Source organism: Streptomyces pimonensis (genome assembly GCF_041380215.1).
GTDB lineage: Bacteria > Actinomycetota > Actinomycetes > Streptomycetales > Streptomycetaceae > Streptomyces > Streptomyces pimonensis.
In genome coordinates this window covers 11961-36029 of the sequence record NZ_JAHWZY010000019.1, presented here as the reverse complement: position 1 = coordinate 36029, position 24069 = coordinate 11961, and the positions used below count along the sequence as shown (strand labels likewise).

At 70.0% G+C, this 24069-nt stretch carries 41 protein-coding genes; 1 reads left to right on the top strand and 40 read right to left on the bottom strand.

Annotated features, from left to right (window positions below):
- Positions 1 to 67: 67 nt before the first annotated feature.
- The 18 genes from KYY02_RS19970 to KYY02_RS19885 all read right to left on the bottom strand — a co-directional run bounded on the left by KYY02_RS19970 (position 68) and on the right by KYY02_RS19885 (position 13890).
- Entirely contained in the window at positions 68 to 817 is a 750-nt protein-coding gene (locus KYY02_RS19970) for a hypothetical protein (protein WP_371239717.1), read from the bottom strand.
- Positions 814 to 1527 (bottom strand): hypothetical protein, encoded by a 714-nt coding sequence (locus KYY02_RS19965; protein ID WP_371239713.1) that lies wholly within the window; start codon positions 1525 to 1527, stop codon positions 814 to 816. The genes KYY02_RS19970 and KYY02_RS19965 overlap by 4 nt, the downstream gene beginning before the upstream one ends.
- Before the next feature lie 3 nt (positions 1528 to 1530).
- Positions 1531 to 2025 (bottom strand): hypothetical protein, encoded by a 495-nt coding sequence (locus KYY02_RS19960; RefSeq protein WP_371239710.1) that lies wholly within the window; start codon positions 2023 to 2025, stop codon positions 1531 to 1533.
- The gene (locus KYY02_RS19955; RefSeq protein ID WP_371239706.1) at positions 2022 to 2861 is read right to left on the bottom strand and encodes a cupin; all 840 of its coding nucleotides are present in this window, start codon (positions 2859 to 2861) and stop codon (positions 2022 to 2024) included. Before KYY02_RS19955 ends, KYY02_RS19960 begins: the two co-directional genes overlap by 4 nt.
- Before the next feature lie 92 nt (positions 2862 to 2953).
- Positions 2954 to 4636 carry a major capsid protein gene (locus KYY02_RS19950; protein ID WP_371239703.1) on the bottom strand — a complete coding sequence of 561 codons (1683 nt, stop codon included), beginning with the start codon at positions 4634 to 4636 and terminating at the stop codon, positions 2954 to 2956.
- A gap of 107 nt (positions 4637 to 4743) precedes the next feature.
- Positions 4744 to 5004: a hypothetical protein gene (locus tag KYY02_RS19945; RefSeq protein ID WP_371239700.1), complete on the bottom strand. Its 261-nt coding sequence runs from the start codon at positions 5002 to 5004 to the stop codon at positions 4744 to 4746.
- Positions 5004 to 5162 (bottom strand): hypothetical protein, encoded by a 159-nt coding sequence (locus tag KYY02_RS19940; RefSeq protein ID WP_371239696.1) that lies wholly within the window; start codon positions 5160 to 5162, stop codon positions 5004 to 5006. Before KYY02_RS19940 ends, KYY02_RS19945 begins: the two co-directional genes overlap by 1 nt.
- Before the next feature lie 19 nt (positions 5163 to 5181).
- Positions 5182 to 7917, bottom strand: a complete 2736-nt coding sequence (locus KYY02_RS19935; protein WP_371239693.1) for a phage minor head protein — start codon at positions 7915 to 7917, stop codon at positions 5182 to 5184.
- Positions 7910 to 8113: a peroxiredoxin family protein gene (locus KYY02_RS19930; RefSeq protein WP_371239690.1), complete on the bottom strand. Its 204-nt coding sequence runs from the start codon at positions 8111 to 8113 to the stop codon at positions 7910 to 7912. Before KYY02_RS19930 ends, KYY02_RS19935 begins: the two co-directional genes overlap by 8 nt.
- Complete coding sequence (locus KYY02_RS19925) at positions 8110 to 9948, bottom strand: hypothetical protein (RefSeq protein WP_371239687.1); 1839 nt, start codon at positions 9946 to 9948, stop codon at positions 8110 to 8112. The genes KYY02_RS19930 and KYY02_RS19925 overlap by 4 nt, the downstream gene beginning before the upstream one ends.
- A complete protein-coding gene (locus KYY02_RS19920; protein ID WP_371239685.1) occupies positions 9864 to 10184 on the bottom strand; it encodes a DUF1360 domain-containing protein in 321 nt (106 codons plus the stop codon). Before KYY02_RS19920 ends, KYY02_RS19925 begins: the two co-directional genes overlap by 85 nt.
- A gap of 121 nt (positions 10185 to 10305) precedes the next feature.
- Positions 10306 to 11688, bottom strand: coding sequence for a phage terminase large subunit (locus KYY02_RS19915; RefSeq protein ID WP_371239683.1), 1383 nt, complete (start codon positions 11686 to 11688; stop codon positions 10306 to 10308).
- Complete coding sequence (locus KYY02_RS19910; RefSeq protein WP_371239681.1) at positions 11681 to 12175, bottom strand: hypothetical protein; 495 nt, start codon at positions 12173 to 12175, stop codon at positions 11681 to 11683. Before KYY02_RS19910 ends, KYY02_RS19915 begins: the two co-directional genes overlap by 8 nt.
- A 152-nt stretch (positions 12176 to 12327) precedes the next feature.
- A complete protein-coding gene (locus tag KYY02_RS19905) occupies positions 12328 to 12558 on the bottom strand; it encodes a hypothetical protein (RefSeq protein ID WP_371239679.1) in 231 nt (76 codons plus the stop codon).
- 43 nt (positions 12559 to 12601) lie between these two features.
- Complete coding sequence (locus KYY02_RS19900) at positions 12602 to 12781, bottom strand: hypothetical protein (RefSeq protein ID WP_371239677.1); 180 nt, start codon at positions 12779 to 12781, stop codon at positions 12602 to 12604.
- A 17-nt stretch (positions 12782 to 12798) separates the two neighbouring features.
- Positions 12799 to 13143 (bottom strand): ParB/Srx family N-terminal domain-containing protein, encoded by a 345-nt coding sequence (locus KYY02_RS19895; RefSeq protein ID WP_371239675.1) that lies wholly within the window; start codon positions 13141 to 13143, stop codon positions 12799 to 12801.
- 61 nt (positions 13144 to 13204) lie between these two features.
- Entirely contained in the window at positions 13205 to 13528 is a 324-nt protein-coding gene (locus KYY02_RS19890) for a hypothetical protein (RefSeq protein WP_371239673.1), read from the bottom strand.
- A gap of 20 nt (positions 13529 to 13548) precedes the next feature.
- The gene (locus KYY02_RS19885) at positions 13549 to 13890 is read right to left on the bottom strand and encodes a hypothetical protein (RefSeq protein WP_371239671.1); all 342 of its coding nucleotides are present in this window, start codon (positions 13888 to 13890) and stop codon (positions 13549 to 13551) included.
- Positions 13891 to 14028: 138 nt separating this feature from the next.
- On the opposite strand from KYY02_RS19885, the gene KYY02_RS19880 reads away from it, so the two are divergent.
- Positions 14029 to 14283, top strand: a complete 255-nt coding sequence (locus KYY02_RS19880) for a hypothetical protein (protein ID WP_371239669.1) — start codon at positions 14029 to 14031, stop codon at positions 14281 to 14283.
- Between the two features lie 371 nt (positions 14284 to 14654).
- On the opposite strand, the gene KYY02_RS19875 is transcribed toward KYY02_RS19880, so the two are convergent.
- The 22 genes from KYY02_RS19875 to KYY02_RS19770 all read right to left on the bottom strand — a co-directional run bounded on the left by KYY02_RS19875 (position 14655) and on the right by KYY02_RS19770 (position 24021).
- Positions 14655 to 15101 carry a hypothetical protein gene (locus tag KYY02_RS19875; protein WP_371239667.1) on the bottom strand — a complete coding sequence of 149 codons (447 nt, stop codon included), beginning with the start codon at positions 15099 to 15101 and terminating at the stop codon, positions 14655 to 14657.
- Between the two features lie 10 nt (positions 15102 to 15111).
- Entirely contained in the window at positions 15112 to 15729 is a 618-nt protein-coding gene (locus KYY02_RS19870) for a hypothetical protein (protein ID WP_371239665.1), read from the bottom strand.
- A gap of 183 nt (positions 15730 to 15912) precedes the next feature.
- Positions 15913 to 17961, bottom strand: a complete 2049-nt coding sequence (locus KYY02_RS19865) for a P-loop NTPase family protein (protein WP_371239663.1) — start codon at positions 17959 to 17961, stop codon at positions 15913 to 15915.
- Positions 17962 to 17993: 32 nt separating this feature from the next.
- Complete coding sequence (locus KYY02_RS19860) at positions 17994 to 19334, bottom strand: ICP22 family protein (protein WP_371239661.1); 1341 nt, start codon at positions 19332 to 19334, stop codon at positions 17994 to 17996.
- Between the two features lie 49 nt (positions 19335 to 19383).
- The gene (locus KYY02_RS19855) at positions 19384 to 19548 is read right to left on the bottom strand and encodes a hypothetical protein (protein WP_371239659.1); all 165 of its coding nucleotides are present in this window, start codon (positions 19546 to 19548) and stop codon (positions 19384 to 19386) included.
- Positions 19548 to 20141, bottom strand: a complete 594-nt coding sequence (locus KYY02_RS19850; protein ID WP_371239658.1) for a hypothetical protein — start codon at positions 20139 to 20141, stop codon at positions 19548 to 19550. The genes KYY02_RS19855 and KYY02_RS19850 overlap by 1 nt, the downstream gene beginning before the upstream one ends.
- Positions 20142 to 20160: 19 nt before the next feature.
- Positions 20161 to 20364: a hypothetical protein gene (locus tag KYY02_RS19845; RefSeq protein WP_371239656.1), complete on the bottom strand. Its 204-nt coding sequence runs from the start codon at positions 20362 to 20364 to the stop codon at positions 20161 to 20163.
- A 112-nt stretch (positions 20365 to 20476) separates the two neighbouring features.
- On the bottom strand, positions 20477 to 20650 hold the full coding sequence (locus KYY02_RS19840) for a hypothetical protein (protein WP_371239654.1): 174 nt from the start codon (positions 20648 to 20650) through the stop codon (positions 20477 to 20479).
- Between the two features lie 85 nt (positions 20651 to 20735).
- Positions 20736 to 21113 carry a RapZ C-terminal domain-containing protein gene (locus tag KYY02_RS19835; RefSeq protein ID WP_371239652.1) on the bottom strand — a complete coding sequence of 126 codons (378 nt, stop codon included), beginning with the start codon at positions 21111 to 21113 and terminating at the stop codon, positions 20736 to 20738.
- Positions 21110 to 21307 (bottom strand): hypothetical protein, encoded by a 198-nt coding sequence (locus KYY02_RS19830; protein ID WP_371239650.1) that lies wholly within the window; start codon positions 21305 to 21307, stop codon positions 21110 to 21112. Before KYY02_RS19830 ends, KYY02_RS19835 begins: the two co-directional genes overlap by 4 nt.
- A gap of 99 nt (positions 21308 to 21406) precedes the next feature.
- Positions 21407 to 21559 (bottom strand): hypothetical protein, encoded by a 153-nt coding sequence (locus KYY02_RS19825; RefSeq protein ID WP_371239648.1) that lies wholly within the window; start codon positions 21557 to 21559, stop codon positions 21407 to 21409.
- 16 nt (positions 21560 to 21575) lie between these two features.
- Positions 21576 to 21713 (bottom strand): hypothetical protein, encoded by a 138-nt coding sequence (locus KYY02_RS19820; protein WP_371239646.1) that lies wholly within the window; start codon positions 21711 to 21713, stop codon positions 21576 to 21578.
- A gap of 30 nt (positions 21714 to 21743) precedes the next feature.
- Positions 21744 to 21929 (bottom strand): hypothetical protein, encoded by a 186-nt coding sequence (locus KYY02_RS19815; RefSeq protein ID WP_371239644.1) that lies wholly within the window; start codon positions 21927 to 21929, stop codon positions 21744 to 21746.
- Positions 21929 to 22153, bottom strand: coding sequence for a hypothetical protein (locus KYY02_RS19810; protein WP_371239642.1), 225 nt, complete (start codon positions 22151 to 22153; stop codon positions 21929 to 21931). The genes KYY02_RS19815 and KYY02_RS19810 overlap by 1 nt, the downstream gene beginning before the upstream one ends.
- 55 nt (positions 22154 to 22208) lie before the next feature.
- A complete protein-coding gene (locus KYY02_RS19805) occupies positions 22209 to 22571 on the bottom strand; it encodes a hypothetical protein (protein ID WP_371239640.1) in 363 nt (120 codons plus the stop codon).
- Between the two features lie 97 nt (positions 22572 to 22668).
- Entirely contained in the window at positions 22669 to 22827 is a 159-nt protein-coding gene (locus KYY02_RS19800) for a hypothetical protein (protein ID WP_371239638.1), read from the bottom strand.
- Positions 22824 to 23033: a hypothetical protein gene (locus KYY02_RS19795; RefSeq protein ID WP_371239636.1), complete on the bottom strand. Its 210-nt coding sequence runs from the start codon at positions 23031 to 23033 to the stop codon at positions 22824 to 22826. The genes KYY02_RS19800 and KYY02_RS19795 overlap by 4 nt, the downstream gene beginning before the upstream one ends.
- The gene (locus KYY02_RS19790; RefSeq protein WP_371239634.1) at positions 23030 to 23215 is read right to left on the bottom strand and encodes a hypothetical protein; all 186 of its coding nucleotides are present in this window, start codon (positions 23213 to 23215) and stop codon (positions 23030 to 23032) included. Before KYY02_RS19790 ends, KYY02_RS19795 begins: the two co-directional genes overlap by 4 nt.
- The gene (locus tag KYY02_RS19785) at positions 23215 to 23376 is read right to left on the bottom strand and encodes a DUF8839 family protein (RefSeq protein ID WP_371239632.1); all 162 of its coding nucleotides are present in this window, start codon (positions 23374 to 23376) and stop codon (positions 23215 to 23217) included. The genes KYY02_RS19790 and KYY02_RS19785 overlap by 1 nt, the downstream gene beginning before the upstream one ends.
- Positions 23373 to 23540, bottom strand: a complete 168-nt coding sequence (locus KYY02_RS19780; RefSeq protein WP_371239630.1) for a hypothetical protein — start codon at positions 23538 to 23540, stop codon at positions 23373 to 23375. Before KYY02_RS19780 ends, KYY02_RS19785 begins: the two co-directional genes overlap by 4 nt.
- Positions 23537 to 23821 carry a hypothetical protein gene (locus tag KYY02_RS19775; RefSeq protein ID WP_371239628.1) on the bottom strand — a complete coding sequence of 95 codons (285 nt, stop codon included), beginning with the start codon at positions 23819 to 23821 and terminating at the stop codon, positions 23537 to 23539. Before KYY02_RS19775 ends, KYY02_RS19780 begins: the two co-directional genes overlap by 4 nt.
- Entirely contained in the window at positions 23821 to 24021 is a 201-nt protein-coding gene (locus KYY02_RS19770) for a helix-turn-helix domain-containing protein (protein WP_371239626.1), read from the bottom strand. Before KYY02_RS19770 ends, KYY02_RS19775 begins: the two co-directional genes overlap by 1 nt.
- Positions 24022 to 24069 lie beyond the last annotated feature (48 nt).

Below are 24069 nucleotides of genomic sequence, written 5' to 3'. Positions count from 1 at the left end.
GTCAAACCCCCATCGGTGGAGTGGAAGTGCTGGGCACGGCGTGGGTACTGGTCATCAGGCGGCCCCTCTAGTCCCTCACCTTGAGGAACCGCGTCCTGGTCGCACCGTTGCTGTCGCTGCCTCCGGCCGCGGCGGCGGCGATCGTGCCCCCGGTGTAGACGAACATCAGGTGCAAGCGCACCGTGCGGGGGGCGGTCGTGACCGTGTGCTCGGCCATGATGTGCGTCGTACCGCCCTGGTACTCCTGGGCACTGGGAGAGTTGATGGCCGCGATCTGCGTGAAGCTCGTGAGGAGCGTGCCGGCGGTCTCGTCCCGTAGGTGGCCGATGATGTAGCCGCTCCCGCCGATGTCCGTGCCGAGCGCGTACCGCACATCGGTGTCCAGGTGGTACGTGCCGGGCTCCGGGAGCACGACGTCCGACTCCGGGATCGGCACGTCCGTCCCCTGCGCGGCCAGGAGATCGGCGTGGCCTCGCTCGGAGTTCCGGAACCCAGACGCTGGGGTGAGGCGGGCGCCGACGGCCCACGTGTGCGGGCAGCCCGGCGTCTCGACGACGTCTATGTCGACGGATCGTGTGGTGCCGGTCGCGGCCGGGGCGGAGCCGACCACGCCGGTGACCTCGGTTCGCGGCACCAGCAGCCCGGCCCCGTCGTCCCGGGCCGCGTTGCACGCGGCCGGGTCCAGGGTCGGCGGGGCGGGCTCGGGCACGTACAGGCAGCCGTCCGCGCCCTGGGTGAGGACGTTGCCGGGGTCGGTTGAGACACACGGCGGGATGTTGTTCCCGACGATGACCGGGGGGCAGCAGTTGCAGCTCACGAGATGTCTCCCTGCGCGCACGGGGTGAGGAAGTTGAGGTAGACGGCCCCGCCTGCGGGGACGTCGATGGTGAAGGGGCCGCACAGGCGTCCGGGGGCGCAGTCGACGGGTGGGGCAGTCCACTGGAAGGTGGTCCCGCATTCGTTGACGACGGTGGCGTTACCGGCGCAGTCGGTGACCGTCACCGGCCCGCACGCCACCGTCAGGGCCAGGGACTCCGTGCCCTCCGGCATCGTCCAGGTCTCCGGGCCGGACAGGCCGAGGAGCTGCGGGCACATCGGGGTCGGCCGGCACTGGCCGCACTCCGCGACTTCTCCGGTGGGCGTGTACGGGGTGGTGCCGTCGGTTTCGGTGTCGGTCTGCTCGGTGACCTGGCCGGTGGTGCAGTCGTAGGTGAGGTGCCGCAGGAACGGCGTCGTCGTGCCGTCGGGCTGGTAGTCGCACAGCGGGACGACCTTGCTGCCGTCCTCGCACGGGCACTCGTCGCAGTCGCCCACCGTGCCCTGCGGGGTGTAGGGGGTGATCCCGTCGGTGAGGGTGTCCGTGCTGCCGGTGACCTGCCCGTCGCAGTCGTGGGTGAGGTGCCGCAGGAACGGCACACACTCCCCGGTGGGCGTTTGGTCGCACAGGGGGAGGACGACGGCCGCGCCGCACTCCGGCGGGAAGCCTCCGCCGCCGTCGGGGGCACACGGTATGGGCTCGACCGGCACGGTTCAGTCCTCCGTGTGGGCCTGGCGGCGGTGGGTGTCCCGGCCGCGAGCAGTCGTGAACGTGCGCGGGCATCCGTCGCAGGCATACGGCGTACCGCCCGCCGTGGGCTGCTCGGCGACCGGCTCGGGATCGGGCAGGGAGATCGGCGGCTCAGTGCGCCAGCCTTCCGGGGTGTCGAGGGCCTGCGCCGTGGCGACCCCGGTGAGTTCGCTGCCGGGCCCCTCGAGCAGGGTCGTCTCGGGGTCGGTCTCGTCGACGAGCGCCGTGCCGGGCGGCGGTGTGCCGTTCGCTTCGTCCTCGAGGGGCGACCGGTACGGGTGCCCGTCGACCAGGGCGCCGATCAGGAGCTCCTCGGGGGCGTCGACGAACAGGTGGGGCGGCACCGCGAACGTGTCCGGGCTGACGGTGCGCAGCTTCGGGGTGTGGCCGGTCGCCCAGCGCGCGAAGTTCCGGCGCTGGGCGATGGCCGGACGGACGTGAATCATCTTCTCGTTCATTCGCAGACCCTCACCTTCACCGCGCACGCCTTACAGGTGGTGCCGACGACATAGGTGCGTTCGGCGAGCACGCGCCGGTCGTTGGTGCGGGGGTTGACCGACGCGGCGGCACGCGACCGGTCGGGGACGACGTCGATGGGGCCACGCCGGATGATCAGCGGCCCGGTGATGTACAGCCAGGCAGTACCCGGCTCGGCCGGCTGCCCGCCCGGCCCGATGTTCAGGTACGAGTAGCCGGCGCCGATGATCGCGCAGTTCCCGGCGAGGGTCCGCAGCGAGCCGTCCGGGGTCTCGCGCAGGATGTTGCAGCAGCCCAGCAGGGCGGCGGCCCCGGCGGGGATGTGCAGGACACCGATGCCGCCGTAGGACTCGGCGAGACAGCCCTCCAGCGCGGCGACCCCCTGCGCGAGGGACAGCGGCCCCTCGGGCGGGGTGAGGTCCTCGGCGTCCATGCTCAGCCGCGTGCGCATGAAACCGGCCTCGACGGCGTGCTGTTCGCCGAGCGCGAGGGACGCCAGGGCCTGTTCGCGGGCTTCCTCGTAGGAGAAGCCGAGCGCCGAGCACTCCGCGCCCGCGTACACGGTGATCGGGCGGGCGTGCTCCGCCTCCGGGCGGCAGAAATCTTTCTCCGGTGCGGGGCCGGGGACGTCCTGCTCGCACGGGTCGGCCCAGTCCCGCGCGGGGCAGCAGCCCAGTGCGAGCCAGTCGACGCCGTTCAGCTCGTGGATGCGGTCTTCGGTGACGTCGATAACGTCCGTGCAGGTCGATCCGAGGATGCCATGCGGCAGTGGCGTGCCCCTGATCGCCTCTACGTTGCTGCGCAGCCCTGCCGGCATCGCGCGACCTCCAGTCGTGGGGTTCGGGACGCGGCCGGTTCCGTGGTCGGGTCACGAGACCGGCCGCGTGATGGTGCTGTTGGAGGTGGCGGTCAGGAGGCGTCGCCGGCACCGCAGGTGATGAGGGTCTGCGCGCCGGTCTCGCCGGTCGGGCAGACAGGGACGGTGACGACGCGGGTGTCGACGCTCCTGTTCACGAGGGCCACGCACTCCTCGGCAAAGAGCGCCGTGTAGTCGTTGGTGACGAACTTCGTCGAATCATGAATTACCCCCAAGTTGATCTCTTCGCCGCGGCCGATGACGAGCCCGCCCGCCGGGTAGATCAGGAAGTTGAGCGTCGCGGGCCAGTCGACGGCCGCAGTCGGCGCGCCGATATCCGTCGGGACAGCCGGGGACAGGCCGCGCGCCCACTGGATGCGCACACCGAGCGGGCTGAACAGGGCCTGCACGTCGCGGCTGGACACCTCGGAGGGGCAGCAGCCATTACGGCGCGCCAGATCCGCCAGGAACAGGTTGCGGCTCCACCAGGGGAACACCACCTCGAGCGCGGTCGACTCACACAGGCTGTGACGCTCGATCATGTCGGCGGCCTGGAGCGCGACGGCGGCGAAGACCGCGGACAGGGCGCCCATGGACTCGGGCATGGTGACCGGCGTCGCGGTCGCCAGGGCCTGCTGGAACAGCTGCTGCCGGATGCGGATCTCGTGCGCCACCATGGCGTTCTGCAGGTACCAGGAGATCAGCTCCGGGAAATGCCTCTGCGTCAAAATGCCGGCTTCGAGGCACACGCCGACCGCGTCGCAGCGCACCTCGACCGGATCCGGACACGGAATCCTGAAGCACGGCTTCTCGTTGCCGGCGATGTCGTCCGCTTCGGTGTGGACCCACGTCATCGCGGCAACGTCCAGCGACAGCGGCATGTAGTAGCGCAGGCCACCGCGGGCGAGCTGGATCTCGGGGGCGTCCCACAGCATGTCGGGGCAGGACACGCCGGTGATGTCGTACAGCGTCTCCGACGGCGCGCACCAGCCGCCCGACGCGACCAGGTCGCCCTGCGGCAGTCGGCCCTGGGAGGAGGCGGTCATCGCGACCGTCGTGCCCTCCGGGGCCGAGCTGGAGTCGGTGACGATGGTCTCCTGCGGGTACGGGTGCCGGTAGGAGATGACCTGCCCGACGCCGCCGCCCGCGGTCTTGAGGGCGGTCGCCCGGGAGTTGATGCCGCGCACGACGTCGTCGAAGTTCAGGTTCGCGCCGGGGGTGTAGCCGGGCACGTCGACGGCCGCGGTGATGTGGGTGCCCGGTGCGGGCGGCTCGGGCAGCACGCGCGGCTGGGCGCGGCGCACCGCGCCCAAGTTCAGCGCCGGCCGGGCGAGCACGGCGGACGCGGTCCGGGCCGGCTCGACCTCCGCGGCCGGGGCCGACTCGGGCGCGGCGGGGGCAGGTTCGGTGGACGCGGTCTCCTGCGGGGCGTCCTCGGCGGCCGGGTCGGCAGTCGTCTCGCTGCTCTCGCTGCTGGCCTCGTCGCCGCGGATCTGCGCGGCGAGCGACTCGATCTCGGCCGCTGCCTGCTGCGCGGCCTTGATCCGGGCGGACTGCTCGGTGCGGATGCCGTCGACGGTCGCGGCGAGCGCCCGCATGCGGGTGATGCTGTCGTCGGTGATGGTGTCCTGCGCGGACAGTGCCGCGAACTCCGCGCGGGCGCCGTCGAGGATCTCGGAAAGCTGGGCGTCGTCGAGGACGGTGATGTCGGTGGGGAGCTCGATCGGCTCGGCCATGACTGCTGTCTCCTGAGTGATCAAGGAGACTCGGCCCAAAACCAGCAGTCGGAATTGAATCTTAGCTGTACGGGCGGCAGGTGAGGGTCCTGCCGCCCGTGCTGCGTCTACGCCGTGACGCCCGGCGCGGCAGGGGCGCCGCTGGTCGTCTCGGCGCCGGCGGTAGTGCCCGCCGCGGTGGTGGTGGCGCTGTCCTCACGGACGATGCTGCCTGGGTAGGAGCGGGCGACCGCACGAGCCTGTCCGACGTCGTGGGACTGGAAAGCGACGCGGCCCTGCCCGCCGTCGAGGACGACCTGGTGCAGTACGCGCGGCGCTGTGCCGTTGCTGCTGCGCGCCCGGTTCTTGCTGGCGCAGCCGCAGCCCATCAGGCGTCGCCCTTCGCGACCTCGCGGACCTCGCGTCCGGGCTCGCGGTCGGCGACGGCTTGGGCGGTGGTCTTGTAGGTGGTCGGGCCGAACACACGGCGGCCCGCAGTGTCGACGACCTCGTACTGCGTCTTGTTTTTCCCGCAGTTGCACGCCATGACGGTGGTGTCCTTTCTGCTATGCGGCGACGCCGTCGACGACGGCGGCGAGCTGCTGGATCTCTGCGCGGGCCTGGGCGGCACGCTCGGTCTCTCGGCGGTGGAGCGCGGCGGAGAGCTCGTCGAGGAACTCGGGGGTGAGGAGTGCTGCGGTGAGTTCACGCACGGCCGGTGCGGTCGCGGGTTCGCTGCTCGCAGTGACCTCGGCGGGGTGTGCGTGCTGCGGTTCCGGCTCCCCCTGGTCCTCGTCCGGGCTGTCGGGGATTGCCGCCGCGGCGGCCGTCAGCGCCAGGTTGGAGCGCTCGACGACGGCGGTCGCCGCGAGGTGCGCGGCAGCGGCGAGCTTCGACGGATGGCCGGGTACGGGCACGGACAGGACGGCTTTGAGCTGCCAGGTGCCGTCGCGGTCCTGCGTCATGTGGTAGCTGGGCTGGCAGGCCCGGAACGCGGTCAGGTCCCAGTCGGACAGCCACGGCGCTGCGGCGCCGGAGAACCACATCCCCCCGCGGTTCATGCCGACGGTGACGATCCCTGCGACGGTGCGGGTGTCGTCGAACTGGCAGGCGGCGGTCTCGCATTCGGCGCCGTCGCGGTGGTGGCCGACGTTCATGGTGATCGCGCCGACGGCGATCTCGCTGCCGTCGTCGAGGTCGAACTTGGCGCGCAGGAAGTACGAGGTGTCGATCTTGCCGAGCTTGTCGATCTGCACCTTCCGGCCGTGGACCTCGTGCGGCACACCGGCCTGCGCGACCCACCCGTACACGCGCCCGTCCTTGTAGTGCACACCCCCCGAGTCCGGGGGCAGTTCCTCGACGGTGGGTTCGCGGAACCAGGAGGCGGGCATGGGCGGCTGCTCCTGCATGACCCGCCACGCGGACGCCTCCAGCTCGCCCAGGCCAATACCGGCACCATCGGCGGAAGCGGTGGCGTCGCTTTCGGGGAGGGTCGACGGGCCGGTGTACAGGCCGCGGGAGATCCGCACGAGCCGGCCAGCCGTCGCAGCTTTCGCGAGGTGTCGGCGCACGGTCGCGGCGGGCAGGTCGAGGGCCTTGGCGACGTCGCGGGCGCTGACCGGGACCGGTGCGGCGCAGACGTGGGCGATGACCCGCTCGTAGTCGCCGCTGCCCGCCGCCGCGACCTGCTCGCCGGGCTCCTCGGGCTCGACGTCGTCCAGGACGATGCGCGCCTTGTCGTAGGCGGGCATCGCGACGAGCGTCGCGCCGCGGACGCGGGCGCGGGTGATACGCACCAGGAGGTCGCCCGCGTTCTCGGTGTGGACGACGGTCCCGGTCTCGGGGTTGTCGGGGTCGCCGGCGGCGGCCGTGAGCGCGCCTGGGAAGAGGGCGCGGGCCGCCGCGGCGGTGAGGCTGCCGCCGGGCCCGGATATGAGCTGTGTGGTGCGGCTGCTGCGGCTCATCGCCGTACCGGAGGCGGTCCACTCGGCGGCGCTGCTCGCGGTGATCATCCACCCGCCGTCATCGGCGAGACGGAGCACGCTCATCGACGCGAACGACGCCGCCGCCAGCACCAGATCGGCACCGTCCTCGTCGCCGCTGATGGTGTTGTCGACGAGTTCCACATCCACGGAGTCGAGGTCAACGCTCACGCCGAGCGGAGCCCCCTGGGCGAGGAGCATCGCCGCCTCGGCGCCCGCGCGCTGCGTGAGGTAGAGGACACCCGTGCCGGTGAGGCGCGGGCCGTCGATGTCCATTGTCTGGATCGCGCCGGCGAGTTCGGCGCCGTCGTGGCCAGCGCCCATTTCGTCGGCGTACTGCAGGGGCCACGGCCCGCCCTCCCAGTAGAGGGATCCTTCGGCGAAGACTCGGCCGTCGCCGGTCTGCTGGCCGATGAACGCGAGGGCGGCGTCTTCGGGTGTGGACCAGGTGAGGATCGGTGGCGGGTCGTCCGTTGCGGCGGCGGTGGTGTGGGGTTCGCGCACGGGGTTTCCCTCTCCTGGTGGGCTGGTGGCGGCGGTCTGCTCGGTTTCGGCTCGCGCGAGGGCGAGGACGCACCGGCAGTTGACGGTCAGGTTGGCTGGGGCGGTGGGGTCGCCTGGGTAGGCCATGTCGACGCCGCCCACGGTGAAGGGTTCGTCGAGGAGCTGCAGCTGGGCGTCGGCGTCGGCGTGGGTTTCACGGACCCGCTGGTCGTGGCGGGTGATCCACTGTTTGACGAGGGGCCGGTCCGGGCCAGTCAAGTCCTGGGCGGCGGCGAGGGTTGCCGCGTTCCAGGCCCGCGTGGATTCGGTGCGGGCGATGCGTTCCTCGCGGGTCTCCCCCAGCTGGGTGCCGTCGGCTGCAAACAGAGCGCGCAGCCGGGCCCGCAGTGCTTCGGTGTCCTCCCCGGCGTCGAGGCCTTCGGCGAGTGCGGCGACGGCGGCTTCGGTGAGCCGCTCACCGACGGCGCGCAGCAGGTGCTCGGTCGCTTCGGCGTAGTCGCCGAGCGAGGGCGGCAGTCGGCCGTCGTCGTAGCGGGCGGGCAGGTCGTCCCAGTCGTCGGGAAGTTGTGCGCCGGTATGGGTCGCGGCCTGTTCGCCTGCGGTTTGGGCGACGCGGAAGAGGCGCCGCATGACGCGCGGGACCCGCTCGCGCCACATGCTGGTGATGCGGCTGAGGGAAAAGCGGGCTGCGACGATCTCGGTCGCGTCCGCCAGTTCGGCGGCGATCGCGTCAGCGAGCTCGTCGAGGATCGCGCGTACCTCAGTCGCGACGTCCTCCTCGACGGTCTGGAGGAGCTGCTCCAGGTCCTCATCCACGGTGGGCCTCCGGGTCGTCGGGGTCGCTGCAGATCACGCACCCGGCCACCGTGCCGACCACGGCCACGCCACCCTCATGGAGAGCGACCAAGTCGGCGAGGAACCCGGTGTACGCCTTACACACGGGGCACCACTGGTCACCCCGGACGTTGGCGACGTCGAGGACTGTGACGAACGTGCCGGGCTGGCTGCTCATGCTGCGCTCGCCTCGCAGGGGTTGCGCATGATGCGGGCGGTGTCCTCAAAGGAGTGCGGCAGACGGGCGGCTATCAGCGCGCGGGCGTAGTCGTCGAGCTGCCGCGTCAGACAGTCCGGGTCGAGCCCGTACCGGGCCGCGATCTCACCGACCCGCGTCCACGCACCGTCGAACAAGCGCCACTCGTCGACAAGCTCAGGATCGACGGGGAACACCGTGTGGAGTTCGGCGGGCGCTATCTCACGAGCGCGGGCACGCTCCGGGCGCGGACACACGGGCCGATTCCGCAACCGGACGCCGGCCGCGTACAAAGCGTTGTAGATCAGACCGTCGACGGCGGCAAGGACACCCTCGGGGAGGGCGGAGGCGGGGAGGGTGTCCGGGATGGATGTCGTCTCGCTCACGGGCAGGCTCGTCTCGTCGTCGGTGCTGGTGTCCTCGGGGGGATCGCTATCGCCGGGGTTCCGCTCGGCGGTCGAGGCGGCGGGGGCGTCCGTCTCGTCGAAGCCGGTCTCGCGGCGGGCGGCCGTAGCGGAGATGAGTCCGGCGTTGAATGCCTCGAGCGCGGTCTGGGCGCGGTTGGCCTGGACCCGCAGGGTGCTGGTGTCGTACCAGACGAGGAGTTCATCGACGTCGTCGACGCCGCGATCCTCAAGGAGCGGGCGGAGCCACTGCGTTGTGAGGGCGTGCGCGATGATCGCCAGGCGTGGTTCGACGCCGAGCCGGATCGCTTCGGCGGTCAGCGCCCATGCACTCCAGTGGTTGGCGTCGCCCAGGCCGAGGAGGATTTCCGCCGGCACTTCCAACCCGTTGGCGAAACGCCTGATGGCTTCCTCACGCAGGCGGAGCGCGAGGTCGTCGAAGTCGCTCTCGAACTGCAACCACTTGATGGAGCCGATGGCTTCGGCGGGAACCTCGAGGACGATCGGGACCGTCGCGGCGGCGCTGTCCGGCTCACGGATCGCGGTGGCAGCGACTTCCATGAAAATGTCGATGACGTCGTCCTCGGCGTCCGAGGTCGCGCCCGGCGCGGTGGGGAAACGGGTGCCCTTGGGGATGAGGAGGACACCGCGGCCGGTCAGTCTCGACCGGGCTATCGCGGCGACGGCAGCGTTCAGCAGTTGCAGCTCCTCGAGGAGCTGGAGGCTGGAGCGGACGGGGCTGTCGGCTTCGATCCGTCGGGCCGGGTGCGGCTTCCATACGCGGATCGCGATCGGTGCCGTGTGGTCGTAGTCGGCGTCCGGGTTGTACGGGGGAACGTTGACAGGTTCGCCGTCGATCTCGACGATGAGTTTCCCGCTCTGCTGGCTGACCTCGCCCGTGGACAGGACGCGCCAGTCGTAGCCGGTGACGGATCTGCCTTCGCCTTCGGTGATGGGGCGGATGACGATCCAGCCTTCACCGGCGACGGTGAGGTGCGGCCCGAAATCGGACAGAAGCGTCGACTGCCCGTCGGGGCCGCCGGCGATCTGCTGCACGATCTCGGCGGCCGGGTGGTCGTCGGGGAGGCGTTCGACAGTGCCGTCCGGTGCGCGGCGCCCGGCGAAAAGCGTCGCGCCACCCATCGCGTTACCGACCCATGTACCGGCGAAGCGGACTTCGGGGACCTTGTCGAAGAACGACCATGCCTCGGACTGCCAGGACGTATCGGGCTTCTTCTGGCTGCTGCCGGTGCGTTTGGCCGTGTAGCGGGCGGCAGCGGCCGTGAGCTGCCGCGGCAAGGGTGCGACGAGTTGGCGGGACACGCCGGTCACCCGCCGAACGTGTCGTCGCGCCGGTTCAGGAGGGCCTGTATGCCGGCGATGGCGAACCACTCGATGCCGTGGACGATCCACGAGGTGTCGCCCCAGGAGTCGGTGGCGAGGAGGTAGACGAGCAGCGTCACGCCGGACAGCCACCAGCCCAGGCAGTAGATGCAGGAGATGAGCTGCACGATGAAGGCGCGGGGTCGGCTGTCGAGGTTGTTGGCGTGCCAGGCGTGGAGGCGTTGGCGGGCGGGGTCGAGGATCGTGTCGTGGACGCCGAGTTGGGTTGCCCGGTAGGACGCGGCTCCGAGCACTGCGAGTTCCATGACGTTGATCAAGGCCGCCCCCTGTGGAGATCCTTCGGGTACGGGCATCACTATAAAGCCACAACCGAAAATCTTATGGTCGCACAGGATTTCAGCAGGAAGATCTCCTGTTCGGGGTGGGTTACCGTCCCGCTCCCCCAGCCACAGGCCGGGCATAGCGGGAAGCAGCAGCCGACACCCCCGGAACACGGCGGGCAGGCGACTGCACTCGGGCCACACCCACCAGGTCCACCGCCGCGACCATGTACCGCATCGCATCCATGCCATGGTCGTCCTGCTTCAGCGGCTGCTCCTTCAACCCGCCTGCCGCGCCCGGCTTGACGGCCCACACGTAGCCGTTGATCTCGTCGACTGTCGAGGTCGGTTTTCCGGCGTCGATCAGGTCTTGGTCCCGGTCGACGACGGAGTCACGCAGGATGAACAGCCGCGGCCTGCCGTCGCCGGCCGGACGGATTCGGGTCTGCACGGCCTGAATGCCTGGAGAGACCGTCTTCTTTGCAGGGGTGGTGAAGAGCCCGGAGTGCTTTTCGAAGGTGGCCCGGTCTTCGGCGTCGTGGTCGCAGACCACCGCAACTGGGTGCGGTTCGCCGGTCTCGCCGATGATCCGCTTCACTTGCTTGGCGTGATCCTCCGCAAGCGTTCGCGTCTTGTAGATCTCCCGGTACAGGTACAGGCGCCCGTCCCCGTCCTGGGCCCACCACTGGATCACCATGGGGTTCGTGAATCCGAAGTCGATCGATATGTACCGTTGCCAGGCGTCGGGGATGGCGAACCGGTCGACGAGGTGTACGACGTCCTGCCACTCGTCGTAGATGACGCCTTCGGCGCTGACCCACTTGCCCCACCGCAGGCGCTGGTAGCGGGGCCCGGTGAGGCTGTCGAGGCGCGCCAGGTAGGCGTTGCCGTACTCGGTCCATTCGCCGTTCTGGTAGAGGCGGGGGTTGTCTTCGTGGCGGCTGTAGAGGATGCGGCAGCGGCCGGAGTCCGCGCGCAGCTTGAGGTGGTGGCTTGGGGGTCCCGGGTTGGTGCACATGATCAGCCGCTGGAGCGGCAGCACACCGTTACGGAGGCGGGACACGATGGTGTCCAGGTCTTCGGCAGTGACTTCGATCGCTTCATCCACCAGGACAAGATCAAACTCGGTCGAGAGCAATTTCGTTGGCCGGTCGAGTCCGCCGACCACGATCACTGAGCCGTTGGCGTACCGGTAGCTGGCCGGCTCCTGTGCCGATCCGCCGAAGAAGTGCAGCAGCCCGGCGTCGATCGCTTCCCGGGCGACCTTCTCCCGGAAGCTGACCAGTGTCGATGATGTGAGCGACGCATGGGTCTTACGGACGATCAGCGCCCGGGTCTTCGGGTTGTCGAGGCACTGCAGGTGCACGTACATGAGTGCGCCCACGCTCTTGCCCGTGCCCGCGGCCCCGGAGAGCAGCACTTCGGTGTCCGTGGACCGGAAGAGTTCCCGGACGGCGCCGCGGGCCTCGAACCTGACGGTGTCAGGCATGGGGTTCATCGTCCGCGAGGCCGATGATCTCGTAGCGGACGCCGCCGGACACGTCGACCTTCTGGGCGGCGTCGAGGCCTATGGCTTTGCGGAAGTCGGCGAGGGCGGCGCGGGCTTCGCGCATGGCTGCGAGTTTGGGCCCGTAGTCGGGGAGGGGCTGGTCGTCGTCGTCTTTGACGATCCGGCCGTGGGACACGAGCACGTGATCGGCTTCGAGGACGTCCAGTGCCGACTGGTACAGCGTCTCAAGGCGGGTGAGGTGTATCTGCAGCAGTTGTTCGGCGGGGCCTTGGACGATTTCACGGAGGGCGCGTTGGATGGCTAGGCGGGCGCTGGATTTGTCGCTGTAGCCGAGTTCGTCGGCGATCTGCTGAAGTGTCCAGCCTTCGGCGCGGAGTTGAGCGGCGCGGGCGTCGCGGGTGGCGTGTTCGGGGGTGCGTATGTAGCGGCCTTTGCCGTCTCGGCTGTCTTGGTCGGGGTTGGCCATGACGCCTCCGCTCCGCTCGGGGTTACTGCCTGATCACGTCAGATGGTAACGATGCGTACAACCGGGGCGGCGGCTCGGCGGTGGGCGCGCAGGACGAAAGCCCGTCCCAGGGCGTGGGACGGGCCTTCAGTTACGCCGAGATCAGGCGGCAGTTAGAACTGCTCGGTGCGGAAGGTGTAGCCGGAGTCGTGCGTCAGGGTCTTGCCAAGCGGGGCGTCGCGCAGTTCGCGACCAAAAGCCAGCCCAGCACTCCCGAACGCAACGTTTTCCGCTGCCAGGAAGCGCAGCGCGGACATGCCGACGGTGCCGCGGTCCGGCAGGGGGTCGGCGCTGGTCTGGGTCTGCGTGCCGTTGGGGCGGGTGACGATCAGACGGAACGACATGGGGCGGCCTTTCGGTGGCGGTGGGTTGAGCGTAGGGCGGAGGTCAAACGGTGCGGCCGGGCTTGCGGCGCCGGGCGACACGCGCCGACAGGGCGGGACGGGCCGGGCGGGTGTGGCAGGGGCAGTCCGCCCGGTGAATGCGGTCCACGGTCGCGATGCCGCCGCGTCCGGTGACGGTGATCGTGTAGCGGTGCCCGTCACGGATACCGACAACCTGGCTCATGGGGATCTCCTTTTCGGTCAGGCGGCGGGCCGGTAGGGGCCCCACTCGCCGCGGAGCATCGGGTTGTACGGGCGGTCCTCCACCTCGAGCGGCAGGTCCGACCACACGAGGTGTGTGATGCCGGCGTCGAGGGCGGCGGCTACGCGGTGGTGCCCGTCGACCAGCCACGGCTGGCCCCGGTAGGTGCGGATCATGATGGGGAGGGCAATCCCGTCACGCCGTATCTCCTCCAGCAGGCCGGCGTAGTGCTCGGAGCGCCGCTTGTGGTCGAGGACGTCCCGCACGTACAGGGCGTCGGGGGTGTCGTCGTCGTCCGGGGTGAGCATGTCGAGGACGGTCTCGGTGGGGATGATGCCGAGCATGACGGGCCTCCGGGTCGGTCGGGGCCGCCGCGCGGAGAAGGCTGCCGCCCCGGGGGGTGGGTCAGGCGATGGAGCGGGCGTAGGCGGTGGCGCGGGCGAGCATGCCGGGCACCTCGTCCAGGCCGGCGCCACAGTCCTCGTCGACCACGGTCCACAGCTTCGGGGCGGTGACTTCCTCATGGTCGGGGTCGGTGTTGTCCGGGGTGGGGATGCGGAAGCTGTCGACGCCGTACCGGAAGGTCTGGCCGGGCTGTTCGGTGACCACGGTGAACACGGTGCCGGTGCGCACGACGTTCAGGATGCGGGCGTCGGTCGGGGTGCTGTTGGCGTCAAGGGCGCGGCGGGCGATGGACTCACGGAGCTGGGCGATGCGGATGCTGGTCATGGTGGGTTCTCCGATCAGGTTCAGGCGGCGAGGGCGAGGCGGGTGGCGGCGGTCTTGTAGGCGGGCTTCCGGGGCCGGTAGGCGATGGCGATGCGGGCGACCTGGGTGGGGGTGTAGCGGCGGCAGTCGTTGCGCATCTTCCGGCCGGCGTGGATGCGGGCGGGGGTGCCGTTGATGCCGAGTTCTTTGGCCTTTTTGCGGAGGGTGCCGGCGACGGAGCGGGCTTCGCGGGGGGTGAGGCCGGCGGCGATGCAGTGGGTGGTGAGGGTGCCGGTGCCGCGGCGGCGTATGCGGGCGGCGGCTCGGGTGGTGCGGGCACGGTTGCGGAGTTCGGCGCGGCGGGCGCGGCTGGTGCGGATCATGCGGGTCCCCCTTGATGGTTCTTGACGCTCCCCTTGCTCGGGGTGTAGCTACACCATAGAGTTGGGTGTAGCTACACCGCAAGCCATTCGATCGAGATTCTGTAGCTACACCGGTAGCTACACCCGAGAGGAGTGAAGATGACGCAGGTAGCTACACCCGGATACGGTCAGCGCATGTCGCCGAACGTGCCGAAGACCCCCGCCCGCCAGATCCGCATCGGCGAGACCTGGTACGACTTCGACGCCGCCGCCAAGGCCATGGGGACCGAGCGCGCGGCCGTGATCCGGCAGCTCATCGACTGGTACATCCGCGAGCCCGGCGCGAAGCTGCCCGACCGCCCGGACCGGGCCGTCGTCGAAGCTGCCCGCAAGGAGCGGGAGGAGGAGGGATGACCTGGCGCGGTGGCTGGACGCGCAGCTCGACGCGGACCGGCCCGGCGGCTACCGCGAGGAGTGGTGGCCGTAGCCTGCATACCTGAAGCGCCTTGTTGGATGACTCTGGCGGGGCGCTTCGCCGATTCCGCCCCTACTCCCCCACAGTCCGCGTCAGACTGCTGGCATGGATGATGTGGTGTACATGGTGCGGGGTGGGACGCGGGAAGCGTGCCAGCGGGAGTTGGACCGCCTGTGTGTGGCGCTCGATGCCCGGCCGACACTGCGGCCGACGGCCGGCACCGGCCGCGGTTGGGTCGCTCGTGCTGTACCCACGTCGAAGGCCCCGACCGTCCAGGCGGACAGTCGGGGCCCTGCCGTGTCTGGGTAGCTCAGCGCCCGTTGATGTTCTTGGCCCAGACGCCGGTGTTCTTCGCGTTGACGGTGGTCTGGGTGACGTCCCCGTGGAAGTGCTGGTGCACCTCCGGCTCGGGCCGGACTCTCTTGGCGAGCCGCGCAAGAGCGAGAAAAAGAGTGGTGGGGGCGCCGAAGACGATGCCGCAGACGATGGGGTCGGCGTACTGGGACAGATACATGAGCACGCCCGCGGACAGGCTGACCATGGAGAAGGCTCCCCCTCCAGCGAGTATCAGCACGCTGGCGTCCGTGGCGCCTTGACTCATGGGTGGCCGACCGGGCTGCGGGACGGGCGGGGCGTCCCCGACCTCGGGGGTGGGGGTGTCGTCGCGGAAGGTGGTGGGCTGGTAGGCGGAGGCAATGAGGCGGGCGGCTTCTTCCTTGGCGGCCTCCTCGCTCATCGGGATGACGGGCTCGGTCATGCGGGTTCTCCTAGTCGATTTCGCCGGTGCCGGAGCACACGAGGCAGGGGGCGGTCGTGGTGGTGTGGAGGCGGGTTTCGATGGCGTGCTTGCCGTTGCCCTTGCAGGCGGGGCACGGGTTGATCGGTTCGGGGGTGTGGTCGGGGTCGGGTTCGTACCCGCCGGCCTGTACGGTCCATGCGGCCTCGAGCGCTCCGGCCTTCGCGGCGGCGGCTCCGTTGCGGGCCGCCGTCTTGACCGGCTGGGTGACGGCGCGGACGGCCCGCCGCTTCTGCTTGCGGATCGCGGGCTTGATCAGCTTCCGCCAGTAGACGCGGGCGACCGCCTTCACGTCCTCCGCCGTGACCTCCGGGTACAGCTCCCCGGCGAGGACCGCACCGCCGATAGTGATCTCGAACAGGTCGGCGTCCTCGGGCTTCTCTCGCCCGGTGGATGCCGCCTTGATCGCTTTGAGGTCGGCAACCGTGATGAGAGGGTCTTCCCAGTTGTGGCCGTTGCCGCAGCTCCCTCGGGCGGGTGATCTGTCGAACCGGTCGCCGTCGAGGGTGAACGCCGCGGAAGCGCAGTCCGGGCACCCGTAGGGGGTGCTGTCGAGTGCTGCGTGCAGGATTTTCAGAGTGATGGCCATAGCGGGATCTCCTACGCATTCCGACCGTTACAGGGACCGTGATGGTCTGTGATGGTGCAGGTCAGGGCCGTGATGGTGTCCGTGATGACCCGTGACGCCGTCACGGTTACGGACCGCGAATCACGGGTCGTAACGGTGAGGGTCACGGCCCTGACCTGCGGCGTCACGGTGCCGTCACGGTCGTCAAGCGGCCTGGACGCTGCTTTCGCCGGTGATCTGCTTGATCGTCTCCAGGCGGTAGCCGCGCGCCCCGCCGGTCACCTGGACCGTCGCCGTGCTGACGTCCAGGTCGAGCGCGTCCACCGCTCGCTTCAGTTCGCCGGCGAGCTTCTTGGCGCCCGCCAGGCGAGCCTTCGTTTCGTCGTCGCCGAACTGCTCGAGCGCCCACGCGTCGGGGTCGTGCGTGCCGAGGTAGTCGAGGATGTCCCCGGTCGGCAGGAAGTCCGGGTCGTCGGCAGCGGCGAATGCGCCCCGCACCATCATCACGATCCTCGGCAGGTCGGAGCGCAGCCGGTCCTCCTCCGTGGCGCCGAAGTGGTCCAGGCCCGCGGCGTCGAGGGAGCGGCGCCCCACGGTGGGGCGGCCGGCGGCTGCCCGCTCCTTGCCGCGGCGGGTGGCTTCCTTCACATCGAGCATCAGGAACTTGTGGATCATCGGTTCGGTGGAGCCGCAGCCCATGATGTAGACCTTGCCGGCGTCGGCCGGGTCCTCGCCCTGAGCGGGGTGGAGCCGGTCGGGGCGCCAGCCGTCAGCACCGGCGCCGGTGCCGAAGACCTGCTTGATGTCCTGGTGCCGGGACGGCCCCACGATCTTCAGGGCGATGGAGTCGGCGATGGCGTCACCGAGCGAGTCGACGGTGGCCTCCTGCGCGGCCATGATGAGCTGGACGCGCGACTTGCGGCCGGTGCGCAGGATCTTGACGGCCAGTTCCTTAGCCCGGTCGGACAGCTGCGGGAACTCGTCGATGACGAGGACGATCGCCGGGTCTTCCGGGGTGGGTTCCCAGTTGTCGCCCATACCGAGTTCGGCGAACAGGTTCGGCCGCGCCTTCGCGATCTTCAGGGCCTGCTCCAGGATGGCCTCGATCTGCCCCATGTTGTCGTCGCCGATCGCCCGAACTCCGATCGCCTCAGCGAGAGGGGCGAGACCGTTGCCCGCCGGGTCGAGGTCGCCGACCAGGACATCGGAGCAGGCGGTGAGGATGTCGCCAAGGGTTCGGAGGATCACCGACTTCCCGCCGCCCGAGGACGCGATCACGACGACGTGGACACCGAGCAGGCTCACGTCGAACGGCTGGCCGTCCATCCGGTAGGCCACGACCTGCTTGTCCCGCATGCGGCGGCTGTTGGGCTTCCGCTCGGGTGCCGACGGCATTTTCGCGAACGGGTCGTTCTGCACCAAGCGCAGCAGCACACGGCCGCGGGAGGCACGCAGCGGCTGGCACAGGAGTCCGTCCTGCGGCAGGTCGAGCGGCGTCTCCAGGTCAGGAGCCTTCGACACGATGTCGGCCGGCTTGCCCTTGAGCAGGTGGACGGTGACTTCCCAGCCCCACTCGTAGCGCCGGTTCGCCTCCACCTCCTTCACCTGGATGCCTTCGGAGGCGAGCGCTCGGCGGACGCATTCGGCGGCTTCGGTGCGGTTCCGGGCGTCGGCGATCGGGAACGGCTCACCGTCGGCGGCGGCGATCTCCACCTTGCCGGGGTCGACACTGCGCGGCCGGCCTTTCAGTACGCCGACGGTGACGGCAGCCATCGCGTACAGGGCAGCGACCCACAGTCCGCCTTCGGCCAGGCTGTAGGTTCCGGCTCCGGCGACCGGGACGGCCGTGATGACGCGGGTGATGAGGTAGTTCTTACGGCGATCCTTCAGTTGCTGGGTGCGCCGGTGAACGACCGCGTCGAACTGGGATTCCTTCGACACGTCGCCCTTGACTGTCTTCAGTTGGGCGCGGGCGGTGCGGATCATCTGCGGGTAGTCGCCGACCATCTTGTCGTGCTCGATGCGGGCGATGTGCCACCAGCCGCGCGCCGTCCAGCCGATCCACACGACGGACGGGTGGTGGCCGACCGTGCGGGCGGTCCGGCGGGCGATCGCTGCCTGCGAGTGGATCCAGGCGGGCAGGTGCCGCTGAGGGGTGGCGGGCCGCTTGTCGACGACCGTCTCGACGGGGCCGGCCGCGGTCGGCTGGACGGGTACCGCCAGGGTCTGGCGGTCGGTGATCGGGGTGACCATGAGAGGGCTCAGTCCTTCTTCCGGGCGGTGAGTCAGGCGGTGGGTGTGGGATTGCTCTTGACGTAGTCGCGGAGCCGGACGGCGTACTCGTTGGATCCGCCTCCGATCACTTCGCGGACCTTGCGAGCGGAGAGTCGGTCGACGTCTCCGAGGGCATCGGCGAGCTTGCGGACCTTCTCAATGTGGGCTGGCTCGAGGGGCTTCTCGGGGGTCTTGGCGGAGGTGCGTCCAGAGCCCTGCTTCCCTTTACGCCCAAGGACTTCAGGCCCTTCGGAGGTACTCCGGGAGCGGGCCCGTGACCCTCCCCCCGCAGGCCCTTCAGGGCGGTCTTCTGCGGACGCTCCAGCGGGCCCGTCATCGCCCCGGTTCGAGCCGAAAACGTCGGCGAGCCACAGGTCGACGGCGACGCTTTCGGGGGTGCGACCGTGATCCCGCATCACCGCCTCAACCGCCTCCCGGGCGGCCTCCTTGGAGGCAAGGGATTCGGCCGTGAGCGACAGCGGCAGGCCGTGCTTCGTGTCCCACGCCTGTTGCCACGCAGCCTCTCGGGTAATGGCCCCGGTCGGATGCGCTGCCATGATCCGCTCGTACTCTTCGAACTCGTCCGGGAACAGCTTCTTGCGACGCTCGTCCTCGGCACGCTCGACCCGCTTGCGCTCCTGGTCCGCCTTCGCGGCTACCCGGGCGACCCGCCGGTCCTTCGCGCGCTGCCTCAGATCCCGGCCGTCCTCGGCGGCCTTCGACTCGAGGTACTGGCGGACCTCGGCAAGCAGCGGTCCGATGATCGACGTAGCGGCGAGGGCGTAGCCGGCAACGGGCCCGTACTCGGTGACGCCGTGAGCCCAGTTGATGTAGCCAGCCAGCGACCCGAGGGACGCGGTAAGGATCCAGAACGGCCAGCGAGGCAGGCCCTTGCGGTGCGCCCACCTGGTGCCCATGACGCCAACCCAGGCGAGGAGTTCCAGGAAGAACGGGATCGGGGCGAGCGTCCAGGCCAGGCCTGGGTCCTTGTCGTCCTTGCGGTCCAGGCCGAGGAAGTAGGAGATCTGGGCGGGGAGCGCGGCAAGCAGGCCGAGCGCCATGACGATGTTGACGAGGATCTTGAAGGTGGTGCCGTCCTCGTCGCGCTGTTCGCGTCGCTTCGCCTGGCGGGCCTTCTTGTCGTCCTTGGCCTTTTCGGTGACCTCGCCGAGCTGGTTACGGATCCTGGCCTGCTTGACCTGCTCGGCGAGCTTCACGGTCTCGGTCGCTACTGCGGCGGCCTCGGCGTCCTTGGCTGCTTTCTCGGCTTCGGCCGCGATGCGGGCGGTCTCGGCCTTCGTCTTGGCTACGTCGGCGTCACGCTCCTCCCAGGAACGGTATCCGCTGCTCATGGTTGTCCTTTCAGGACTGGTGGGGTGAACGGTCGGCTTGGGGTGGCGTCTAGCTGGCGGTGACGCGGGCGCGTCGGCGTAGGTGGTCGTCGGTGGTGGTGGGGGTGCGGCCCTGGAATTGGGCGTCGCCGGGGCCGTTGGGCTGGGCGGGGGCCGTGTACTGGGGGCGGCGGTTGTCGTCGGTGCGGGCGCCGTAAGCGTTGTCGGCGGCCATCAGGCGGTCGCCGGGGCGGGAAGGCCGTTGCGGATGCCGGTGAGCTCAGCGACCTGAGCGCCGGTCATCTCGCGGCGCGGTGCGGCGATGAGGGCTTCGGCGGTGACGGTGATCTGGTCCCATGCCTGGCTCACGGCCTGGTCGGCGGCGGCCATGACGCGGGCCCAGCTGGTGCCGGTGGCCGGGTCTTCGTGCTCGGTGCCGTCGAGGGTGACGGTGTAGTTGGAGCTGGCCAGGGCGGCGATGGCCATGTCCCGGTCGTGGGGAGATGCCGCGAGACGGTTAGCCACGTACTGGGGGTGGCCGACGCTGGTCAGGTGGCGCTTCTCGGCTGCCTCACCGGCGGCGAGTTCTACGGCCAGGTGGAAGCAGCGGGCGAAGCAGTTGTTCCAGGTGGTGGAGCCGGTCCAGCCCATGTATCCGTCGACGTCCATGGTGTAGACGCGGAGGCGGGCGAGGCTCATGCCGTAGGTCATGCCGATGACGGCGTGGCCGGCTTCGTGGTAGGCGATCCCGGTGATGACCTGGTCGGTGGGCCGTGAGACGAAGTTAAGGACCCGGGTGTCGGGAAGGGTGCCGAAGTCGATGGGCACGGTCTGTCCTTCCGGTCGGTCAGGCGGTGACGGGCTTGGCGAGGGCGGGCTTGCGCTTCAACCACACGACGGCGGCGGCGAGAAGGAGCACAGACGGCGGGATGGTGGCGATCACGGCGGCCAGGCCGGCGAGCGTCAGGGTGACGGGGGTGATGGCGGCGGGCCACAGGCCGACGGTCAGCAGGTACAGGGCGGCGAGCGCCCAGGCGATGTAGCGGAGCATGACGACCTCTCCAAGGTCGGAACGGATAGGGGTGGGTCAGAGGTGGTGCCCCGGCCTGCGTTTGAGGCGTAGGCCCGAGATCGACCGGGCCGGGGCTGGATCGGGCGGCCGGTCAGCTGAGGCGCTCGACCTGGACGTCGAGGTCGCGGGGGTCGTTCTTCGCGGCTTCCAGGCGGCGGTCGAGGTCGTCCTGGCTGTAGACGTTCACGCTGTCGGTCGCGGCGCCGGTGATCGTGTTGACCTTCTGGCCGGTGCGGCTGGTGGCGGTGAGTGCCCACTTCGGCATGCGAGGTTCCTCTCGGGTGGGTGGTGGAACGCTGAGCGGTTCCCCTCGACCCCGCCCGTGCGAGACGGGCGGGGCGGGCAACCGGTCAGCGGTCGATGACGGGCTTGTCCAGGTCGCGGTGCACGACGGTGGCCGGGACGCCCTCATCAGCAAGGGCCGTGCGGATCGCGGCGGCAACGACCCCAGCCCGGTGGCGTCCGCCAGCGCAACCGACCGCCACCTCCACGTCTTGGCCGCCGGGACCGTGCCGGTAGGCCACGACCGCATCGGAGACCGCGTCGATCAGAGCCGGGATGCCGGGCGTGCGGAGGACGGCCTGGCGGACCTCGCTGTCGTGGGCGGTCATGTGCCGCAACTCCGGGGAGACGTGCGGGTCCCGGAAGTGGTGGCGGAGATCAACGGTCAGGTGCGCGGCGGGCGGCTCCCCATGCAGGTAGCCAAACGATGTGACGGTGACGTTCATCGGCGGCCGGCCTTCCAGCCGGAACCCTGCGTCCAACCGCGGTTCTGGGCCTCGGTCACCATGCCGTTCAGGTCCTCGTGGAAGGCGGCCTCACGCTCGCGGTCACCGTTCTCACGGGCGTCCTTCGCGGCGGCGCAGGCCAGGTCCATGCTCTGCTGGAGGTCCGCGTCGCTCGCCTTGTTGTACCAAGCCATCAGGGTTTCTCCCTTTTTGAGTGATCGGATCGGGTGGTGGTGCGTGCCCCGGGCCGGATTCGATCCGGCAGCATCACGCCGTACTCCGGGGCGGGTGGGTCACTTGCGGGCGCTGTTCTCGTGCTCGCGGCCGGCCTGGGCGGCGGACCGGTAGCTGACGCAGTCCCAGCTGCGGTGTCCGCAGCTGCACACGGCCTGGTAGCGGTCGTCGTGGGTGCGCTCGACGCGCGTCTTGTGGCGGGTGCCGAACATGGCGGGTCCTCTCGGGTCAGTAGGAGTCGTCGGACGCCTGGACCTGCGCGTCCATGAGGGCGGCCGGCACGTCCACGGGCTGGCCCTGCTCGATCTGCTCGTACACGGCCTCTGACGCCAGGAACATGCGGTCCTGGAAGTCGTCGTTGCTCATCTGCGGTGTCCTCTCGGGTCGGTGGGTGGGCTATTCGGGGTCCTGCGCGCAGTGGCCGAGGATCCGCATCGCGGTCTCCTGCCGGCGGTCGCCGGAGTGGGCGGCCAGGTCGTAGGCGGCGTGCGGGCTTCCGGTGTTGAGCCGGGCGGCAGCGTCCTGCACTTCCGTCTCGGTGGGCCGGTAGCCGGTCGGCTCCTGGCGGCGGCGGAGGCCCATCAGGCGGCGGCCGGGTAGTGCAGGTGGAGCTCGGCGCAGCCGGTCACCCAGTCCAGGTGGATCGGGCACGTCGACCGCTCGGCGAGCGGCACCGCGTAGACGTCCTCCCGGTACAGCGCCCGGTCGAGGGCGTCACCGAACAGGTCGGCGATCGTCGTCGTGGACCGGACACGCCGGCCCAGCTCGGTGCGGGAGAGGTCGGCGTCGGAGATGAACGGAGACATGACAGGGGTAGCCCTTTCGAGTGCAGTGGGATGGGGTGATGTGAAGCTCAGAGGGTTAGTCCGTGTTGCGGTACTGCTCGACCAGGTCGCGGAGGCCGCTCAGCAGGCCGCGCGCCTTCGCCAGCAAGATCGCCTGCTCGCTCCCCGTGGCGTCGGCGGCCTCACCGATGAAGACGGCGGCCCGACCCACGTCCTCGGCGCCGTCGATACCGGCGTCCTCCATGCGCATGTACGCCGCGTCGAGCTGGTCGGCGAGCTCGGACAAGGACGTCGCCGCGGGCTGCTCGGTCACATCCGTGACGATGTCGGCGACGGCCAGGATCGACTCGGGGGTCACGACACAGTGCCCGTCGCACTGCTCACCGTCGTGAACCGTGCACCTGTACCGGTGGTCGGTGATCTCGACGGAAGAAGGCATGGCTGATCTCCTCGGTTGGTCATGCCGGAATAGGAGTGGTGGGCCGCGGGGGCGGGACAGGGGGTCGGAAACCGCCCCCCGCGACAGAACAAGGGGGCTAGCGGGGCCGCTGCTGCGACTGCTTGTTGACCTCGCGGACCTTCTCGGAGAGCTTCTTGTGGCCCTCCTCGTCAAGCCAGCAGATGAAGCCCTGCGGGTGGGGGCGCGGCGGCCGGATCGGCAGCGGGTCCTTGACCTTCTCGTGCTCGGCGCTCACGACGCCTCCCCGACGAGGTACAGGCGCGGGGTGGCCGGCTCGGGCCGGACGGTGACGAACGCCGTCGCCAGTCGGGTGTTCGTCTCCGGGTCGATCACCGCGACCATCAGCCGCGACGACTCCCCGCCGTCCCAGTCACCAACCCGGGCGGCAATCCGATCCGCGGTCTCCCGCTTCGCGTGCAACAGGGCCAGGTCGGCGCTCACCGGACCTCACCGCCCTCGACGACGCGGAGGACGATGCCCAGCTGCCCCTGCAGATCACCGACCAGCATCAGCAGATCCGCGCGGGACAGCGCCGCGTAGTCGGTCGCCCTCGCGGTGGCGAGCACCTCACGGGCCCGGCCCACCGACCCACGGTCGGCGGCGTCCAGCTCGATACGGGACATCACGCCACCTCCTCAACGACGAGGAACTGGTCAGATTCGAGGTCCATACGGACGGTCGCGGGCGTACCAGCAGCGGTGAGCTCGGCGGCCTTCTCCTCCGCCGGCCACGACCCGCGCGGGCCACCAGCCGGGAACCGGTCGAGGATCTCGCGGGCGGTCACCGGACCTCACCCCGCATCACGGCCATCAGGAAGTCGTCCAGAACGATCGGGGCGACGTCGGGGCGAGTGGAGTCGTGGAGTTCCAGTCGGCCGCCGTTGTCGAGCGTCTCGCGGATGGCCTCGCCGTTCGAGGCCGCCATGTCGATGCGGGTCGGATCGCTCACGACGCCTCCCCGATCAAGTCGAGACGGCCGGCCTCAGCGAGAACCGCGCGAGCGGCGGACATCACGTCCTCCGCCGCAGCCAGACTGTCCGCATCCAAGTCGGTCATCTCGCCGGCCACGGCGAGCGCCGCGAGCTGCACCGCGTGCATCGCAGCCGTCTCGTACTGGGCAACCGCACGCACCAACGGGAACTCGGCCTGCAGCCGGTCCAGCAGCGCAGCGGCAGAGGCGGAAAGCGGGGCGGTCAAATCGGGGGTGGGGGGTTCGACGGTGGTAGACATCACGCCGCCTCCTCAGTGGCTTCGGTGGGAGCCGTCGAATTCAGGACGGACTCGGGGATCCGGAGGGCTCCGGTTGCGCCGTCTCCGGGCTTGTAGGGCTGGCCGTTCCTGTAGGCCGGGAGAAAGCCCTGGTGGATCCAGCGGTAGACGGTCGCGGGGTGCACTCGGAAGTGCGTCGCGACGTCTCGAACTCGCAGCATTACGCCTCCGATCGAGTGCTTCGCATCTGTCAGCAGACGTTAATACCT

What these genes read in the sequence shown, in the direction of transcription:
- KYY02_RS19880 (WP_371239669.1), top strand. Translation starts at nt 14,029, where the DNA reads ATGACGCAGGTAGCTACACCCGGATACGGTCAGCGCATGTCGCCGAAC.
- KYY02_RS19945 (WP_371239700.1), bottom strand. Translation starts at nt 5,004, where the DNA reads ATGGGCTGCGGCTGCGCCAGCAAGAACCGGGCGCGCAGCAGCAACGGC.
- KYY02_RS19865 (WP_371239663.1), bottom strand. Translation starts at nt 17,961, where the DNA reads ATGGTCACCCCGATCACCGACCGCCAGACCCTGGCGGTACCCGTCCAG.
- KYY02_RS19890 (WP_371239673.1), bottom strand. Translation starts at nt 13,528, where the DNA reads ATGACCAGCATCCGCATCGCCCAGCTCCGTGAGTCCATCGCCCGCCGC.
- KYY02_RS19820 (WP_371239646.1), bottom strand. Translation starts at nt 21,713, where the DNA reads ATGAGCAACGACGACTTCCAGGACCGCATGTTCCTGGCGTCAGAGGCC.
- KYY02_RS19845 (WP_371239656.1), bottom strand. Translation starts at nt 20,364, where the DNA reads ATGCTCCGCTACATCGCCTGGGCGCTCGCCGCCCTGTACCTGCTGACC.
- KYY02_RS19775 (WP_371239628.1), bottom strand. Translation starts at nt 23,821, where the DNA reads ATGTCTACCACCGTCGAACCCCCCACCCCCGATTTGACCGCCCCGCTT.
- KYY02_RS19910 (WP_371239681.1), bottom strand. Translation starts at nt 12,175, where the DNA reads ATGGCCAACCCCGACCAAGACAGCCGAGACGGCAAAGGCCGCTACATA.
- KYY02_RS19790 (WP_371239634.1), bottom strand. Translation starts at nt 23,215, where the DNA reads ATGTCCCGTATCGAGCTGGACGCCGCCGACCGTGGGTCGGTGGGCCGG.
- KYY02_RS19955 (WP_371239706.1), bottom strand. Translation starts at nt 2,861, where the DNA reads ATGCCGGCAGGGCTGCGCAGCAACGTAGAGGCGATCAGGGGCACGCCA.
- KYY02_RS19930 (WP_371239690.1), bottom strand. Translation starts at nt 8,113, where the DNA reads ATGAGCAGCCAGCCCGGCACGTTCGTCACAGTCCTCGACGTCGCCAAC.
- KYY02_RS19810 (WP_371239642.1), bottom strand. Translation starts at nt 22,153, where the DNA reads ATGTCTCCGTTCATCTCCGACGCCGACCTCTCCCGCACCGAGCTGGGC.
- KYY02_RS19875 (WP_371239667.1), bottom strand. Translation starts at nt 15,101, where the DNA reads ATGACCGAGCCCGTCATCCCGATGAGCGAGGAGGCCGCCAAGGAAGAA.
- KYY02_RS19860 (WP_371239661.1), bottom strand. Translation starts at nt 19,334, where the DNA reads ATGAGCAGCGGATACCGTTCCTGGGAGGAGCGTGACGCCGACGTAGCC.
- KYY02_RS19905 (WP_371239679.1), bottom strand. Translation starts at nt 12,558, where the DNA reads ATGTCGTTCCGTCTGATCGTCACCCGCCCCAACGGCACGCAGACCCAG.
- KYY02_RS19960 (WP_371239710.1), bottom strand. Translation starts at nt 2,025, where the DNA reads ATGAACGAGAAGATGATTCACGTCCGTCCGGCCATCGCCCAGCGCCGG.
- KYY02_RS19815 (WP_371239644.1), bottom strand. Translation starts at nt 21,929, where the DNA reads ATGGGCCTCCGCCGCCGCCAGGAGCCGACCGGCTACCGGCCCACCGAG.
- KYY02_RS19830 (WP_371239650.1), bottom strand. Translation starts at nt 21,307, where the DNA reads ATGGCTTGGTACAACAAGGCGAGCGACGCGGACCTCCAGCAGAGCATG.
- KYY02_RS19900 (WP_371239677.1), bottom strand. Translation starts at nt 12,781, where the DNA reads ATGAGCCAGGTTGTCGGTATCCGTGACGGGCACCGCTACACGATCACC.
- KYY02_RS19885 (WP_371239671.1), bottom strand. Translation starts at nt 13,890, where the DNA reads ATGATCCGCACCAGCCGCGCCCGCCGCGCCGAACTCCGCAACCGTGCC.
- KYY02_RS19950 (WP_371239703.1), bottom strand. Translation starts at nt 4,636, where the DNA reads ATGGCCGAGCCGATCGAGCTCCCCACCGACATCACCGTCCTCGACGAC.
- KYY02_RS19920 (WP_371239685.1), bottom strand. Translation starts at nt 10,184, where the DNA reads ATGGAACTCGCAGTGCTCGGAGCCGCGTCCTACCGGGCAACCCAACTC.
- KYY02_RS19805 (WP_371239640.1), bottom strand. Translation starts at nt 22,571, where the DNA reads ATGCCTTCTTCCGTCGAGATCACCGACCACCGGTACAGGTGCACGGTT.
- KYY02_RS19855 (WP_371239659.1), bottom strand. Translation starts at nt 19,548, where the DNA reads ATGGCCGCCGACAACGCTTACGGCGCCCGCACCGACGACAACCGCCGC.
- KYY02_RS19770 (WP_371239626.1), bottom strand. Translation starts at nt 24,021, where the DNA reads ATGCTGCGAGTTCGAGACGTCGCGACGCACTTCCGAGTGCACCCCGCG.
- KYY02_RS19940 (WP_371239696.1), bottom strand. Translation starts at nt 5,162, where the DNA reads ATGGCGTGCAACTGCGGGAAAAACAAGACGCAGTACGAGGTCGTCGAC.
- KYY02_RS19915 (WP_371239683.1), bottom strand. Translation starts at nt 11,688, where the DNA reads ATGCCTGACACCGTCAGGTTCGAGGCCCGCGGCGCCGTCCGGGAACTC.
- KYY02_RS19835 (WP_371239652.1), bottom strand. Translation starts at nt 21,113, where the DNA reads ATGAACGTCACCGTCACATCGTTTGGCTACCTGCATGGGGAGCCGCCC.
- KYY02_RS19870 (WP_371239665.1), bottom strand. Translation starts at nt 15,729, where the DNA reads ATGGCCATCACTCTGAAAATCCTGCACGCAGCACTCGACAGCACCCCC.
- KYY02_RS19895 (WP_371239675.1), bottom strand. Translation starts at nt 13,143, where the DNA reads ATGCTCGGCATCATCCCCACCGAGACCGTCCTCGACATGCTCACCCCG.
- KYY02_RS19840 (WP_371239654.1), bottom strand. Translation starts at nt 20,650, where the DNA reads ATGCCGAAGTGGGCACTCACCGCCACCAGCCGCACCGGCCAGAAGGTC.
- KYY02_RS19825 (WP_371239648.1), bottom strand. Translation starts at nt 21,559, where the DNA reads ATGTTCGGCACCCGCCACAAGACGCGCGTCGAGCGCACCCACGACGAC.